The organism is Pseudomonas sp. B21128, from assembly GCF_044218865.1.
Taxonomy (GTDB): Bacteria; Pseudomonadota; Gammaproteobacteria; order Pseudomonadales; family Pseudomonadaceae; genus Aquipseudomonas; species Aquipseudomonas iridis.
This window is the reverse complement of the sequence record NZ_CP162590.1, coordinates 1,030,220-1,048,071: the sequence shown is the minus strand read 5'-3', so window position 1 is coordinate 1,048,071 and position 17,852 is coordinate 1,030,220. Positions and strand designations below refer to the sequence as shown.

Here is a 17,852-nt window from a genome sequence, read left to right as displayed (position 1 = left end):
TTACGCGGATCAGCTGTTGTTGTGGTCGACTTTGATGGTCGGGTCGCTGCCGGCAATCAGGTTGTGGATGTTGGCGCTCGACCAGTTGTTGCCTTCCAGTTTGATCGTCACGTCCGGCGTTGCTGCGGCTGCGTCACCCGAGTTGAACTTGCCTGCCGAGCTGACTTGCAGCGACGACGTGCCATCGACCGTGGTGATCTTCAGGAAGTTGTCGATGGTGCTGCCGGTTTCGCCCTGCAACAGATCACGCAAGTCGATACGGTCACCTTCGGCGGCCTTGAAATCCTTGATCACATCGCTGCCTGTATCGCCCGCTTTCCAGACGAAGGTGTCGGCACCGGAGCCACCGATCAGGATGTCATTGCCCTGACCGCCGATCAGCGTGTCATTGCCAGTACCGCCCAGCAGGATGTCATTGCCTTTGCCGCCGTCGAGCCAGTCGTTGCCGCCCGAGCCGAACAGGATGTCATTGCCCGTGCCGCCCAACAGGGTGTCGTTGCCGTCATGCGCACCGGATACGTCGAACGCCTGATAGTGCTCGGTGATGTACTGGTGCACATTGCTGGTGCTGACTTTGCTGACCTCGACGCCGGTTTCCTTGGCGACGTAGGCCTGCATTGCCTGGTAACCCTCGCCGGCAATGCCGTTGAAGCTGACCAGGTCGCCGAACAGGATGTCGTTGCCGGCGCCACCGTTGACGGTGTCATTGCCCGGCATCGTCGCTTCGGTGTGGCCGATGATCGAGTTGGCCAGATCCTTTGGATCGATGTTGGTCTGCGGCGTGCTGTCCGAGTCATACGGCTTCAGATCGTTGAGGCTGACGCCGCCGTTGAGGCCGATGGCTTCGACGGACGATAACTTATCCAGCAAGGCGAAGCTGCTGGTGGAGTTATCGCTGGTATTGGTATTGGTGCTGTTGCCCGTACCGGCAAGATTGGACAGCTCGTAAGTGCCATCGCCTTGAGCATGAATGGTGCCCAGCGTGTTGCTGCTCCAGCCCCACCACGAGCTGTAAGTCTGCAGGGTTACAGACCCGGAGCTGTTAATGCTCAAGTAGTGCGTGTTGTCGATGTAAGTGCTGAAAGTATCGCCCGGCTTGTAGTTGCTGGTCGTCACTACACTGTCGAGCTTCACGTTGCCGTATAGCGTCGGGTTGCTCTGCTCGCCGCTCTGGTAATAGGTCGGCTGACCGTCGGTGATGAAGTAGGTGAGGTTCTTCGCCCCGGTGTTGGCCACCGCGTCAGCGCTCTGGAACCAGTTGGCCGTGGTCTTGAACACATCCTCGTAGTTGGTGCCGCCACCTGAGCCCATTGAATCCAGCACGGCTTTGAGCAAAATCAGCGCCTTCGGATCATTGAGGTTCACCGACACCGACTTGTTCACCTGGGTATCGAAGTCCACCAGGAAGACATTCACCGTCCCCGAATTGCCGCCGCCCATGCTCTGCTTGAGGGTGTTGAACACCGAGGTCAGCGAGTCCTTGGCCGCGTTGAGCGACGAGGTGCTCATACTGCCGGAGCTGTCGACCATGAACGCGATGTTGTAGTTGGTGCCTGGCACTACGGTCAGACCGCCGATGTCGGCGACAACGATGTCATTGGCGTCGGTACCGACGACAGTATCGTCAGCAGACGTCGCGGTAATGGCGTTGTAGGCCGCCGGCACCACGGTGACCGGAATGGTCGCGGTGCTGCTGGCCGAACCGCCCACCGCTTCGGTGGAGGTCGATGTCACGGTCAGGTTGAACTGGCCGTTGTAGTAGGTCGGCGGGGTCACGGTCAGGCTACCGAGGCTCCAACCGGTGACGTTGGCTTCGCCGTTGCTCGCGGTGACGGTGAAGCTATGGCCGGCGCCGTCGCTCAGTACCGAACCGACCGGCGCACCGCTGATCTTCACGCTCAGGGTTTCCGAGCCGTCGGTGTCGGTCAGGGCGGTGTTGATCGCCGACAGTTTCACCGTGGTGCCTTCGGCGCCAGTGTTGAGCTTGTAGCCGTCGTAATAGCCTTCGCCGTTAGCACCGTGCAGGTCGGAGACGGTCACGCCGGAATTCACCAGATCCTGCACGCCGGTGTAAATCGGCACGCCGGCGCTGCTCAGGTCGATCGGTGTGCTGCCGTTGACTGACAGGTTGACATCGTAGCTGCCCAGGCCGCTCTGGTTGTGGTGGTAGATGTCCAGGGTGTAGTAGCCGCTGGTGGTCGGGGTAAACGAGCCGTTGAGCGCGCCGCCTGCGCCCCAGGTACCCGAGGCCACGTTCTTGCCGCCGATGGTGACCAGCAGGCTGTCGTCGGCCACACCACTGAAGCTGTAAGTCTTGCCGGCTTCGAGATAAATCAGGCCGGAAGTTTTCGATGCCGTCCCCGCAGCCACGTTGCCGTCGGACTGCACGTTGGCCACGTTGCCGCTGGAGTTCGGCGTACCAGCACCGTCGATCACGTTTTTCAGGGTGGTCGAGTCTGCGCCGTTGCCGTTGGTGCCGAGGCCCGCCAGGCCGGTCCAGACTTCCTTGATCAGCCCGGTGGACTTCACGCTGTTGTCGGCGACGCCCAAGGTCGGAGCGTCCGCCACTGGCGTGATGTCGATCTTCACGGTGCCGGTGTTGCCCAGCAATTGGCCGTCGGTTGGCTGGAACTTGATCTGCGCATAGTCGGCCTGGTTGTTGCCCATGCCGGTGCCGCCGTAACCATTCACCCCCGACTCGTTGGCGTCAGGCATGAAGCGCAGCTTGCCAGCGTCGATGTCAGCCTTGCTGAAGGTCTGGTTGTTGGCGACGTCTTTCCAGGTCGATCCGTCCAGGTACTGCAGTTTGCCTTCGCCCGGCAGTTGGGTGATTTTCACCCCGAGGCTGCTGGCCGGGCTGTCGACGTCCGTCACGCCGAAGGTCGACCAGCCCAAGATCAGCGGGGTGTCTTCGGTGCCGGTGACGTTGATCGGCGCTGCAACCGGTGCGTCGTTCACCGCCACCACATTGACTGTGGTGGTTGCGGTGTTGGAGTAGTTGCCGCCATCGGTCACGGTCACGGTGATGATGCGCGGCACGGTGCTCGGATCTTCACTGTTGTTGGTGAAGCTGATGTTCTTGATCGCCTGCATGTAATCGGCAAGCGTCGCGTTACCCGACAGAGTCAGGGTGACAGTGCCGTTGGTGCTGTTTGCATTGATCGTGATGCCGTTGACGCTGTTGCCCAGATTCAGCGCATCGCCGTCCTGACGGTTGGTCAGCACGACGGTGGCGCCGGTCAGCATGGTGCTGTCCGGGTCGGTGATTTTGAGATCGGTGTCGGCAATCGACACGCCGGCGCCCGGTGTGTTCTCGGTAAAGGTCGCCTTGTAGTCGGCCCCGGTGGCGCCGCTGGAGTTGTTGGCATCCAGATCGATAACCGGTGGCGCATCGTTGTCGATGATCGAGGTGCTGACGCTGCCATTGGTAGTGCTGACCGCCAGATTCTCGAAGTTGCCGCCAGTGGCCGAGTCGATCTTGACCACGAAGTTCTCGGTGCCTTCGGTGATCTTGTCATCGAGGGTCGCGACGTTGAACTGCGCGCTGCTGGCGCCGGCCGGGATCTTCACGGTGTACACGCCAGTGAAGTCCGAACCGTCGGCCGCGGTGCCGCTGTAGACGATTTTCAGGGTCACCTCGGTTTGCGCCGGGTGCGTCAGGCTGACGGTGTAGCTGGCGGTCTGACCCTCCGTTACCGAGGTGCTGCCGGTGATGCTGGCAGTGGTGGTGTCGAGGGTGTCGGTGACGCTGGTCACGGCCGGAGTCGTGCTCGGCACCAGTTTTTCGAAGTTGCCACCTGTGGCGGTGCTGATCGTTGCCTGCACGGAACCGGCGTCTTTGTAGACGTCATCGGTCGGCGCAGGAATGGTCACGGTGCCGGTGGTTTTGCCAGCGTCGATGGTGATGACCGAGCCGTTGCTCAGAGTCACGGACACTGGCGAGCCAGCAGCGTTGGTCAGGGTGGCGGTGTAGGTGATTTGACCACCTTCGGCCACAGAACCGGTGGCGGTCAGCGACAGGTTCGTCGTATCGACAGTGTCAGTGACATTTGTCGAAACCGGAGTTTTGTCGGCTACGAGGTTTTCGTAGTTGCCGCCGGTTACGTTGGTGATCGAGTTGGTGATCGGCGCGTGGCCTGTCAACGCATCGTTCGGCGCAACGAAGGTCGCGGTGCCAGAGGTCTGACCGACGCCGATGGTAATCGTCTGACCGTTAGCCAGTGTCACGACGACAGGCGAGTCGGTGACAGGCGCGCCGACGGTGGCGGTGTAGACGACATTGCCGCCTTCAGCCGCTGTGCCGGTGGCAGTCAGCTTCACCGTCGTGGTGTCGATGGTGTCGGTGATGCTGGTCACTGCTGGAACAGTGCTTGGTACCAGTTTTTCGAAGTTGCCACCTGTGGCGGTGCTGATCGTTGCCTGCACGGAACCGGCGTCTTTGTAGACGTCATCGGTCGGCGCAGGAATGGTCACGGTGCCGGTGGTTTTGCCAGCGTCGATGGTGATCGCCGAGCCGTTGCTCAGAGTCACGGTCACTGGCGAGCCAGCAGCGTTGGTGAGGGTGGCGGTGTAGGTGATTTGACCTCCCTCGGCCACGCTGCCGGTCGCGGTCAGCGACAGGTTGGTGGTGTCGACGGTGTCGGTCACGGTGGTGCTGACCGGAGTTTTGTCGGCTACGAGGTTTTCGTAGTTGCCGCCGGTTACGTTGGTGATCGAGTTGGTCAGCGGGGTGTGACCGGTCAACGCGTCATTCGGCGCGGTCGTTGTTGCGGTGCCAGTGGTCTGGCCCACGCCGATGGTGATGGTCTGACCGTTGGCCAAGGTAACGACAACTGGTGAACCGGTTACTGGAGCACCGACGGTGGCGGTGTAGACGACATTGCCGCCTTCAGCGGCTGTGCCGGTGGCAGTCAGCTTCACCGTCGTGGTGTCGATGGTGTCGGTGATGCTGGTGATCGCTGGAACAGTGCTTGGTACCAGGTTTTCGAAGTTGCCACCTGTGGCGGTGCTGATCGTTGCCTGCACGGAACCGGCGTCTTTGTAGACGTCATCGGTCGGCGCAGGAACGGTCACGGTGCCGGTGGTTTTGCCAGCGTCGATGGTGATCACCGAGCCGTTGCTCAGAGTCACGGTGACTGGCGAGCCCGCAGCGTTGGTCAGGGTCGCGGTGTAGGTGATCTGGCCACCCTCGGCCACGCTGCCGGTCGCGGTCAGCGACAGGTTGGTGGTGTCGACGGTGTCGGTCACGGTGGTGCTGACCGGAGTTTTGTCGGCTACGAGGTTTTCGTAGTTGCCGCCGGTTACGTTGGTGATCGAGTTGGTGATCGGCGCGTGGCCTGTCAACGCATCGTTCGGCGCAACGAAGGTCGCGGTGCCAGTGGTCTGGCCGACGCCGATAGTAATCGTCTGACCGTTGGCCAGGGTCACGACAACTGGAGAACCGGTTACTGGAGCGCCGACAGTTGCGGTGTAAACAACGTTGCCGCCCTCAGCCGCTGTGCCGGTGGCAGTCAGCTTCACCGTCGTGGTGTCGATGGTGTCGGTGACGCTGGTGATCGCCGGAACAGTGCTTGGTACCAGGTTTTCGAAGTTGCCACCGGTGGCGTTAGTAATGGTTGCCTGCACGGAACCGGCGTCTTTGTAGACGTCGTCGGATGGCGCAGGAATAGTCGCGGTGCCAGACGTCTTGCCAGCGTCGATGGTGATCACGGCGCCGTTAGACAGAGTCACGGTCACTGGCGAGCCCGCAGCGTTGGTCAGGGTCGCGGTGTAGGTGATCTGGCCACCCTCGGCCACAGAACCGGTCGCGCTCAGCGACAAGTTAGTGGTGTCGGCGACATCAGTCACGGTGGTCGAAACCGGCGTCTTGTCGGCTACGAGGTTTTCGTAGTTGCCGCCGGTTACGTTGGTGATCGAGTTGGTCAGCGGGGTGTGACCGGTCAACGCGTCATTCGGCGCGGTCGTTGTTGCGGTGCCAGTGGTCTGGCCCACGCCGATGGTGATGGTCTGACCGTTGGCCAAGGTAACGACAACTGGTGAACCGGTTACTGGAGCACCGACGGTGGCGGTGTAGACGACATTGCCGCCTTCAGCCGCTGTGCCGGTGGCAGTCAGCTTCACCGTCGTGGTGTCGATAGTGTCGGTGATGCTGGTCACTGCTGGAACAGTGCTTGGTAGCAGGTTTTCGAAGTTGCCACCTGTGGCGGTGCTGATCGTTGCCTGCACGGAACCGGCGTCTTTGTAGACGTCATCGGCTGGCGCAGGAATGGTCACGGTGCCGGTGGTTTTGCCAGCGTCGATGGTGATCACCGAGCCGTTGCTCAGAGTCACGGACACTGGCGAACCAGCAGCGTTGGTCAGGGTGGCGGTGTAGGTGATCTGACCACCCTCGGCCACAGAACCGGTCGCGGTCAGCGACAGGTTGGTGGTATCGACGGTGTCGGTCACGGTGGTGCTGACCGGAGTTTTGTCGGCTACGAGGTTTTCGTAGTTGCCGCCGGTTACGTTGGTGATCGAGTTGGTGATCGGCGCGTGGCCAGTCAACGCATCGTTCGGCGCAACGAAGGTCGCGGTGCCAGTGGTCTGACCGACGCCGATGGTTATCGTCTGGCCGTTAGCCAAGGTCACGACAACCGGAGAACCGGTTACTGGAGCACCGACAGTTGCGGTGTAGACAACGTTGCCGCCCTCAGCTGCGGTCGTAGTCGCAGTGAGTTTGACGGTCGAGGTGTCGATAGTGTCAGTAACGTCGGTGACGGCTGGTGTGGTGCTTGGAACCAGGTTCTCGAAGTTGCCGCCAGTGGCAGTCGAAATGGTCGCTTCGACTTTGCCCGCGTCTTTGTAGACGTCATCGGTCGGAGCCGGAACGGTAACAGTACCGGTCGTTTTACCCGCCTCAATGGTGATGACCGAGCCGTTGCTCAGAGTCACAGTCACTGGTGAACCAGCAGCGTTGGTCAGGGTGGCGGTGTAGGTGATTTGACCACCCTCGGCCACAGAACCGGTCGCGGTCAGCGACAGGTTCGTCGTATCGACAGTGTCAGTGACATTTGTCGAAACCGGGGTTTTGTCAGCTACGAGGTTTTCATAGTTGCCGCCGGTTACGTCGGTGATCGAGTTGGTGATCGGCGCGTGGCCTGTCAACGCGTCATTCGGCGCAACGAAGGTCGCGGTGCCAGTGGTCTGGCCGACGCCGATGGTGATGGTCTGACCGTTGGCCAAGGTAACGACAACTGGTGAACCGGTTACTGGAGCGCCGACAGTTGCGGTGTAGACAACGTTGCCGCCCTCAGCTGCGGTTGTAGTCGCAGTGAGTTTTACGGTGGAGGTGTCGATGGTATCGGTAACGCTGGTGATCGCCGGAACAGTGCTTGGTACCAGGTTTTCGAAGTTACCACCGGTGGCGTTAGTAATGGTTGCCTGCACGGAACCGGCGTCTTTGTAGACGTCATCGGCTGGCGCAGGAACGGTCACGGTGCCGGTGGTTTTGCCAGCGTCGATAGTGATGACCGAGCCGTTGCTCAGAGTCACGGACACTGGCGAACCAGCAGCGTTGGTCAGGGTGGCGGTGTAGGTGATTTGACCACCCTCGGCCACAGAACCGGTCGCGGTCAGCGACAGGTTCGTAGTATCGACAGTGTCAGTGACATTTGTCGAAACCGGGGTTTTGTCAGCTACGAGTTTTTCATAGTTGCCGCCGGTTACGTTGGTGATCGAGTTGGTGATCGGCGCGTGGCCTGTCAACGCATCGTTCGGCGCAACGAAGGTCGCGGTGCCAGTGGTCTGACCGACGCCGATAGTAATCGTCTGACCGTTCGCCAGTGTCACGACGACAGGCGAGTCGGTGACAGGCGCGCCGACGGTGGCGGTGTAGACGACATTGCCGCCTTCAGCCGCTGTGCCGGTGGCAGTCAGCTTCACCGTCGTGGTGTCGATGGTGTCGGTGACGCTGGTGATCGCCGGAACAGTGCTTGGTACCAGGTTTTCGAAGTTGCCACCGGTTGCTGTTTTGATCGTTGCCTGCACGGAACCGGCGTCTTTGTAGACGTCGTCGGATGGCGCAGGAACGGTCACGGTACCGGTGATTTTACCCGCCTCAATGGTGATTACCGAGCCGTTGCTCAGAGTCACGGTGACTGGCGAGCCAGCCGCGTTGGTGAGGGTGGCGGTGTAGGTGATTTGACCTCCCTCGGCCACGCTGCCGGTCGCGGTCAGCGACAGGTTGGTGGTGTCGACGGTGTCGGTCACGGTGGTGCTGACCGGAGTTTTGTCGGCTACGAGGTTTTCGTAGTTGCCGCCGGTTACGTTGGTGATCGAGTTGGTCAGCGGGGTGTGGCCGGTCAACGCGTCATTCGGCGCGGTCGTTGTTGCGGTGCCAGTGGTCTGGCCCACGCCGATGGTGATGGTCTGACCGTTGGCCAAGGTAACGACAACTGGTGAACCGGTTACTGGAGCACCGACGGTGGCGGTATAGACGACATTGCCGCCTTCAGCCGCTGTGCCGGTGGCGGTCAGCTTCACCGTCGTGGTGTCGATGGTGTCTGTGATGCTGGTCACTGCTGGTGTAGTGCTTGGCACCAGGTTTTCGAAGTTGCCACCTGTGGCGGTGCTGATCGTTGCCTGCACGGAACCGGCGTCTTTGTAGACGTCATCGGCTGGCGCAGGAACGGTCACGGTGCCGGTGGTTTTGCCAGCGTCGATGGTGATCACCGAGCCGTTGCTCAGAGTCACGGTGACTGGCGAGCCCGCAGCGTTGGTCAGCGTCGCGGTGTAGGTGATTTGACCACCCTCAGCCACAGAACCAGTGGCGCTGAGCGACAAGTTAGTGGTGTCGGCGACATCAGTCACGGTGGTCGAAACCGGCGTCTTGTCGGCCACGAGATCTTCGTAGTTGCCGCCGGAAACGCCTGTGATCGAGTTCGTCAGCGGTGCATTGCCGGCCAGCGCATCGTTCGGCGCGGTAGCGGTCACGGTGCCCGTGGTCTGGCCAACAGCGATGGTGATGTTCTGGCCGTTGGCCAGGGTCACGACAACCGGGGAGCCAGTCACCGGGGCGCCAACAGTTGCGGTGTAAGTGACGGTGCCGCCTTCAGCCACCGAAGTATCGGCAGTCAGTTTCACGGTCGAGGTGTCGATGGTGTCGGTGACGCTGGTTACGGCTGGAACGGTGCTCGGCACCAGGTTTTCGAAGTTGCCGCCGGTAGCCGTGGCAATGGTCGCTTCGACTTTACCGGCGTCTTTATAGACGTCATCGGTCGGAGCCGGAACGGTAACAGTACCGGTCGTTTTACCCGCCTCAATGGTGATCACGGCACCGTTCGACAGAGTCACGGTCACTGGCGAGCCAGCCGCGTTGGTCAGCGTCGCGGTGTAGGTGATTTGACCACCCTCGGCCACAGAACCAGTGGCGCTCAGCGACAAGTTAGTGGTGTCGGCGACATCAGTCACGGTGGTCGAAACCGGCGTTTTGTCCGCCACCAGATCCTCGTAATTACCGCCGCTCACCTCAGTGATCGCGTTGGTAATCGGCGCATGACCCGCCAACGCGTCGTTTGGCGCAATGGTGGTCGCGGTGCCGGTAGTCTGGCCCACGCCGATGGTGATCGTCTGCCCGTTCGCCAGGGTTACGACAACTGGAGAACCGGTTACTGGAGCGCCGACAGTGGCGGTGTAAGTAACAGCGCCACCCTCAGCCGCCGACTCGGTCGCGGTGAGTTTGACGGTGGTGGTGTCGATGGTATCGGTAACGTTCGTGACGGCCGGTACGGTGCTTGGCACCAGATTCTCGAAGTTACCGCCAGTGGCAGTCGAAATAGTCGCTTCGACTTTGCCCGCATCTTTGTAGACGTCATCGGTCGGCGCTGGGACGGTCACAGTACCGAACGTTTTGCCGGCATCAATGGTGATCACGGCACCGTTCGACAGGGTTACGGTAACCGGCGTGCCGGCCGGGTTGGTCAGCGTCGCGGTGTAGACGATCGAACCGCCTTCAGCCACCGAGTCGGTCGCGGTCAGGTTCAGGTTGGTGGTGTCGGTGGTGTCCGATACCGCGGTGTCAGCGGGCTTGCCGTCGACAGCGAGTTTTTCATAGTTGCCGCCGATGGCGCCGTCGATGGTCACGCTCAGGGAGCTGCCGCCGGCCAATGGGCTGTTCGGCGCGACGAAGTTTACAGTGCCGGTGGTTTCGCCCACGGCGATGGTGATGGTCTGGCCGTTGGACAGGGTCACGAAGACTGGGGAGCCGGTCACCGGTGCGGTCACGGTCGCGGTGTAAACCACGGTTTCGCCTTCGGCGACGTTCGCGGTGGCGCTCAGCGACACGGTGGAGGTGTCGATGGTGTCGTTGACGGTGGTCACGGCCGGCACAGTGCTCGGCACCAGATTCTCGAAGTTGCCGCCAGTGGCAGTCGAAATGGTCGCTTCAACTTTGCCGGCATCTTGGTAAACGTCATCGCTCGGGGCTGGAACGGTTACGGTACCAGTTGTTTTGCCCGCCTCGATGGTGATCACCGCGCCGTTCGACAGGGTCACCGTCACTGGCGAACCGGCAGCGTTGGTCAGGGTCGCGGTGTAGGTGATCTGGCCGCCTTCATTTACCGAACCGGTGGCGCTGAGCGACAGGTTGGTGGTGTCGGTGGTGTCAGTCACGGTAGTGCTGACCGGGGTTTTGTCGGCTACGAGGTTTTCGTAGTTGCCGCCAGTTACGTCGGTGATCGAGTTGGTCAGCGGTGCATGACCGGTCAACACATCGTTCGGTGCGGTGGTGCTCACGGTGCCAGTGGTCTGGCCAACACCGATGGTGATGTTCTGACCGTTGGCCAGGGTCACGACCACAGGCGAACCGGTCACCGGTGCACCCACAGTCGCGGTGTAAGTAACGGTGCCGCCTTCAGCCGCGGATTCGGTCGCGGTGAGTTTGACGGTCGAGGTGTCGATGGTGTCAGTTACGTCGGTCACGGCCGGAACGGTGCTTGGCACCAGGTTCTCGAAGTTACCGCCAGTCGCTTCCTTAATGGTGACTTCGACTTTGCCCGCGTCTTTGTAGACGTCATCGGTCGGCGCAGGAATGGTCACGGTGCCCGTCGTTTTGCCAGCGTCGATGGTGATCACCGAGCCGTTGCTCAGAGTCACGGTCACTGGTGAACCAGCGGCGTTGGTCAGGGTGGCGGTGTAGGTGATCTGGCCACCCTCGGCCACGGAACCGGTCGCACTCAGCGACAGGTTGGTGGTGTCGACCGTATCGGTCACCGAAGTCACGGCCGGCGATTTGTCCGCCAGCAGATTTTCGTAGTTGCCGCCGCTGGTGCCGTCAATCTTCACGCTCAGGGTGCTGCCACCCGCGAGTGCATCGTTCGGTGCAGTGAAGTTGACGCTGCCGCTGCTGGCGCCGACCGGGATGGTGATGGTCTGGCCGTTGGACAGGGTCACGACAACCGGCGAACCGGTGACCGGCGCGGTCACGGACGCGGTGTAAACCACCACGCCACCTTCAACGGTGCTGGCCGTGGCGGTCAGCGAAACGGTGCTGTTGTCGATGGTGTCGGTCACGTCGGTCACGGCCGGGGTCTTGTCGACCACCAGGTTCTCGAAGTTGCCGCCGGTGGTCTTGGTGATGCTCGCGTCGACTTTGCCGGCGTCCTTGTACACGTCATCGCCAGGTGCTGCGACGGTGGCGGTGCCGGTAGTCGCGCCTTTGGCGATGTTGATCACTGCACCGTTGCTCAAGGTCACGGTCATGGCCGTGCCGGCTGCATGGGTCAGTGTGGCGGTGTAGATGATCGAGCCGCCCTCGGCGACCGAACCGGTCGCGCTCAGGCTGATATTGGTGGTGTCGACGGTGTCGGTGACGGTGGTGACCACGGCCGAGCGGTTGGCATCGACCTGCTCGAAGTTGCCGCCGCTGTGGCTGGCAATCGCGGTCTGCACTTTGCCGCCATCGATATACGGCGTGTTGGCTGGCGCGGCGAAGTTCACCGATCCCTGAGTGGCGCCGGCAGCAATGTTGATGACTGCGCCGTTGGCCAGGGTCACGGTCATGGCGGTGCCGGCCGGGTTGCTCAGAGTCGCGGTGTAGGTGATCTGGCCACCTTCGCTGACGGTGTCGCTTGCGGTCAGGGTCAGGCTGGTCTTGTCGACGGTGTCATTGACGGTGGTGCTGACAGGCGTCTTGCTGACGTCGAGCTTCTCGAAGTTGCCGCCGCTGGCATCGGTCATGGTCACGGTGAGCTTGCTGACGTCTTTATAGACGTCATCGCTCGGCGCCGGAATGGTCACCGAACCCGTGGTTTTACCGGCCTCGATGGTGATGGTCTGGCCGTTGCTGAGGTTGACGGTTACCGGCGTTTGCGCGGCGTTGGTCAGGGTCGCGGTGTAGGTGATCGACGTGCCTTCGAGCACATAGCTTTCGGCGCTGAGGGTCAGGTGCGTGGTGTTGATCGTGTCGGCAACGTTGGTGACCGCAGGCGTGGTGCTCGGAACGAGGCTCTCGAAGTTGCCGCCGGTAGCGTCCTTGATGGTCACTTCGACTTTGCCCGCGTCTTTATAGACGTCATCGACAGGTGCCGGAACAGTCACGGTGCCAGTGGTCTTGCCGGCGTCGATGGTGATGGTCGAGCCGTTGCTCAGGGTCACGGTTACCGGCGTGCCGGCCGGGTTGTTCAAGGTCGCGGTGTAGACGATCTGCCCGCCTTCGTTGACGTTACCGGTGGCGGTCAGCGAAACGGTGGTGGTGTCGACGGTGTCGGTCACGGTGGTGCTGACCGGGGTTTTGTCAGCGACCAGGTTTTCGTAGTTGCCGCCGGTCACGTTGGTGATCGAGTTGGTCAGCGGTGTGTGGCCGGCCAAAACGTCGTTCGGTGCGGTAGTGGTCGCGGTGCCTGTGGTCTGGCCCACGGCAATGGTGATGCTCTGGCCGTTGGCCAGGGTCACCACGACAGGTGAACCCGTCACGGGCGCGCCGACAGTAGCGGTGTAGATGACGCTACCACCTTCAGCCGCGGTTTCGCTGGCGGTCAGTTTGACGGTGGTGGTGTCGACGGTATCGGTCACGTCGGTGACGGCCGCAACGGTGCTTGGCACCAGGTTCTCGAAGTTGCCGCCGGTAGCGTCCTTGATGGTCACTTCGACTTTGCCGGCGTCCTTGTAGACGTCATCGGCTGGCGCTGGAACAGTGACGGTGCCGGTGGTCTTACCGGCCTCGATGGTGATCACCGAACCGTTCGACAGGGTCACGGTAACGGGCGAGCCCGCAGCGTTGGTCAGGGTCGCGGTGTAGGTGATCTGGCCACCCTCGGCCACGGAACCGGTGGCGCTGAGCGACAGGTTGGTGGTGTCAGTGGTGTCGGTCACGGTGGTGCTGACCGGGGTTTTGTCGGCCACGAGGTTTTCGTAGTTGCCGCCGGTGACGTTGGTGATCGAGTTGACCAGCGGTGCATGGCCGGTCAAGGCATCGTTCGGGGCAGTCGTTGTCGCAGTGCCGGAGGTCTGGCCAACACCGATGGTGATGGTCTGGCCGTTAGCCAGGGTCACGGTCACTGGAGAACCCGTCACCGGTGCACCGACAGTCGCGGTGTAAGTGACGGCGCCACCTTCAGCAGCGGACTCGGTCGCAGTCAGTTTGACAGTCGAAGTGTCAACGGTGTCGGTAATGTCAGTGACGGCTGGAACGGTGCTCGGTACCAGGTTCTCGAAATTGCCGCCAGTCGCCGTGGCAATGGTCGCTTCGACTTTGCCAGCGTCTATATAGACGTCATCGGCAGGCGCCGGAACGGTCACGGTGCCGGACGTTTTGCCGGCATCAATGGTGATCACGGCACCGTTCGACAGGGTCACGGTGACTGGCGAGCCAGCAGCGTTGGTCAGGGTCGCGGTGTAAGTGATCTGACCACCTTCATTTACCGAACCGGTGGCGCTGAGCGACAGGTTGGTGGTGTCGGTGGTGTCAGTCACAGTGGTGCTGACCGGGGTTTTGTCCGCTACGAGGTTTTCGTAGTTACCGCCCGTCACGTTGGTGATCGAGGTGGTGACCGGGGCTTGGCCAACCAATGCATCGTTCGGTGCGGTGGTGGTCACGGAGCCAGTGGTCTGGCCGACAGCGATGGTGATGTTCTGGCCGTTGGCCAATGTCACCACGACCGGCGAGCCCGTCACCGGCGCGCCAACGGTGGCGGTGTAGGTGAGGGTGCCACCTTCAGCGACCGTGGTGTCGGCAGTCAGTTTTACGGTCGAGGTATCGAGGGTGTCGGTGACTTCGGTAACGGCTGGAACGGTGCTTGGCACCAGATTCTCGAAATTGCCGCCAGTGGCGTCCTTGATGGTGACTTCGACTTTGCCGGCGTCTTTATAGACGTCGTCGGCAGGCGCCGGAACGGTCACGGTGCCGGTGGTGTTGCCAGCATCGATGGTGATGACAGAGCCATTGCTCAGAGTCACAGTCACTGGCGAGCCTGCGGCGTTGGTCAGGGTCGCGGTGTAGGTGATCTGGCCACCCTCAGCCACAGAACCCGTTGCACTCAGCGACAGGTTGGTGGTGTCCGCGACGTCAGTCACGGTGGTCGAAACCGGCGTCTTGTCGGCCACGAGATCTTCGTAGTTGCCGCCGGAAACGCCGGTGATCGAGTTGGTCAGCGGTGCATTACCGGCCAGCGCATCGTTCGGCGCGGCAGCGGTCACGGTGCCAGTGGTCTGGCCGACGGCGATGGTGATGCTCTGACCGTTGGCCAGAGTCACGACAACCGGCGAGCCGGTCACTGACGCACCCACGGTGGCGGTGTAAGTGACGGTGCCACCTTCAGCCACCGAAGTATCGGCGGTCAGTTTCACGGTCGAGGTGTCGACGGTATCAGTGACTTCGGTCACCGCTGGCGTGGTGCTCGGGACAATGTTCTCGAAATTGCCGCCGGTAACCGTGGCAATGGTCGCTTCGACTTTACCGGCGTCTTTATAGACGTCATCGGCAGGCGCCGGAACGGTCACGGTGCCGGTGGTGTTGCCAGCGTCGATAGTGATGACAGAACCGTTCGAAAGGGTCACGGTCACTGGCGTGCCAGCTGGATTGGTCAGGGTCGCTGTGTAAACGATCGAACCACCTTCAGCCACCGTGCCGGTGGCGCTGAGGCTCAGGCCAGTGTTGTCGACCGAGTCAGTGATGGTGGTCACTGCTGGCGTCGGGTTCGGCACCAGGTTTTCGAAGTTGCCACCGGTAGCACCAGTGATGGTGGTGCTGACGGTGCTGCCGTTGTTGTAAACGTCGTTGGCCGCGGTCGGCACGTTGACGGTGCCAGTGGTCTGGCCCGCGTCAATGGTGATGGTCGAGCCGTTCGACAGGGTGACGGTGACCGGCGTTTGTGCCGGGTTGGTCAGGGTAGCGGTGTAGGTGATCTGGCCACCTTCGGTGACGCTGCCGGTCGCGGTCAGGGTCAGGCCGGTGTTGTCGACCGAGTCAGCGATGGTGGTCACTGCTGGTGTCGGGTTCGGCACCAGGTTTTCGAAGTTGCCGCCGGTAGCGCCAGTGATGGTGGTGCTGACGGTGCTGCCATTGTTGTAGACGTCGTTGGCCGCGGTCGGCACGTTGACGGTGCCGGTGGTCTGGCCCGCGTCGATGGTGATGACAGAGCCGTTCGACAGGGTGACGGTGACCGGCGTTTGCGCCGGGTTGGTCAGGGTCGCGGTGTAGGTGATCTGGCCACCTTCGGTGACGCTGCCGGTCGCGGTCAGGGTCAGGCCGGTGTTGTCGACCGAGTCAGCGATGGTGGTCACTGCTGGCGTCGGGTTCGGCACCAGGTTTTCGAAGTTGCCACCAGTCGCGCCAGTGATGGTGGTGCTGACGGTGCTGCCATTGTTGTAGACGTCGTTGGCCGCGGTCGGCACGTTGACGGTGCCGGTGGTCTGGCCCGCGTCAATGGTGATGGTCGAGCCGTTCGACAAGGTGACGGTGACCGGCGTTTGTGCCGGGTTGGTCAGGGTCGCGGTGTAGGTGATCTGGCCACCCTCGACGACGCTGCCGGTCGCGGTCAGGGTCAGGCCGGTGTTGTCGACCGAGTCAGTGATGGTGGTCACTGCTGGTGTCGGGTTCGGCACCAGGTTTTCGAAGTTGCCGCCGGTAGCGCCAGTGATGGTGGTGCTGACGGTGCTGCCATTGTTGTAGACGTCGTTGGCCGCGGTCGGCACGTTGACGGTGCCGGTTGTCTGGCCCGCGTCAATGGTGATGGTCGAGCCGTTCGACAGGGTGACGGTGACCGGGGTTTGTGCCGGGTTGGTCAGCGTCGCGGTGTAGGTGATCTGGCCACCTTCGGTGACGCTGCCGGTTGCGGTCAGGCTCAGGCCGGTGTTGTCGACCGAGTCAGTGATGGTGGTCACTGCTGGTGTCGGGTTCGGCACCAGGTTTTCGAAGTTGCCGCCGGTAGCGCCAGTGATGGTGGTGCTGACGGTGCTGCCATTGTTGTAGACGTCGTTGGCCGCGGTCGGCACGTTGACGGTGCCGGTGGTCTGGCCCGCACCGATGGTGATGGTCGAGCCGTTCGACAGGGTGACGGTGACCGGCGTTTGTGCCGGGTTGGTCAGGGTCGCGGTGTAGGTGATCTGGCCACCTTCGGTGACGCTGCCGGTCGCGGTCAGGGTCAGGCCGGTGTTGTCGACCGAGTCAGTGATGGTGGTCACTGCTGGCGTCGGGTTCGGCACCAGGTTTTCGAAGTTGCCGCCGGTAGCGCCAGTGATGGTGGTGCTGACGGTGCTGCCATTGTTGTAGACGTCGTTGGCCGGTGTTGGCACGTTGACGGTGCCAGTGGTCTGGCCCGCACCGATGGTGATGATCGAGCCGTTCGACAAGGTGACGGTGACCGGCGTTTGCGCCGGGTTGGTCAGGGTCGCGGTGTAGGTGATCTGGCCGCCTTCGGTGACGTTCGCCCCCGTCGTCAGAGTGACGGTGGTGGTGTCGATCGTGTCGGTAACCTGAGTCGTGGCCGGTGTGGTCGGCGGCGTCACGGTGATACCGTTGCCGCCGGTGGTGCCGGTGACGGTCACGTCGATCTGGGTCGGGTCGTTATAAACCGAGTCGTTCGGTGCCAGCGGTACGTTGACAGTACCGGTGGTCGAGCCGGCAGGAATCACGATCACCGAGCCGTTTGACAGGGTGATGGTCAGGTTGGTGAGCGGCGCCTGGGTCAGGGTCGCGGTGTACACCAGCACGCCGCCGGCTTCGGTGATGGTCGGCGTGGCGCTGAGGCTCAGGGTCGAATCAAGCAGGGCATTCGTCGTGGTGTCGGTGGTCTGGCCACCGGTGATGTCCTGTGCAGCCTGACCGGCCGAACTGATGCCCGCCGTCGGGAAACCGATAGTCGGATCAACGCGACCCGCCGTGGCGTCGAGCATCACGAAACTGTGGCCGCCGCCGGCAGCCCCCCCCGTACCTGCGGCGCTTGGGCCGGCAGCGGTGGCTTCGAGTGCGGTAGTCGGGTCGACACCGGCGGCGATGGCCTGCTGCAGTTCTTCTACAGACGGCGCAGCCTGCGCGGTGGCTTCGGACAGGTCAGTGCTGGAGTCGGGCGCGTTGGCGCTCCATTGGGTATCGCGACCCAGATCCAGCGTGCGGCCATCAGCCAATTCCAGCGACACGGCGCCGGAAAGACCAGTGTCGATCTGATCGCCCACATACAGTCGATCGCCTTCAACGAGCACGCGACGTACGCCCTCTGGGGACACCACGAATACCTGACCAACAATGCTTTTGACGATGGCAACAACACTGCTCATTGAAGACTCTCCGGGTGTCACGTTCAGTTGACTTCCATGAACCTGAAGGCATGGATGCCAATTCAGTCTGGACGTACTTTAAAAATGTGCGAAACAAATTTTGA

Annotated in this window: 1 protein-coding gene; it reads right to left on the bottom strand. The window is 61.9% G+C overall.

Translation table 11 applies throughout. The features are described 5' to 3' along the window. Positions 1–9 precede the first annotated feature (9 nt). Positions 10–17,748, bottom strand: a complete 17,739-nt coding sequence (locus AB4P91_RS04475; protein ID WP_395604395.1) for a retention module-containing protein — start codon at positions 17,746–17,748, stop codon at positions 10–12. Positions 17,749–17,852: the final 104 nt, after the last annotated feature.

Coding starts and splice junctions, on each gene's coding strand:
- AB4P91_RS04475 (WP_395604395.1), bottom strand. CDS start 17,748: ATGAGCAGTGTTGTTGCCATCGTCAAAAGCATTGTTGGTCAGGTATTC.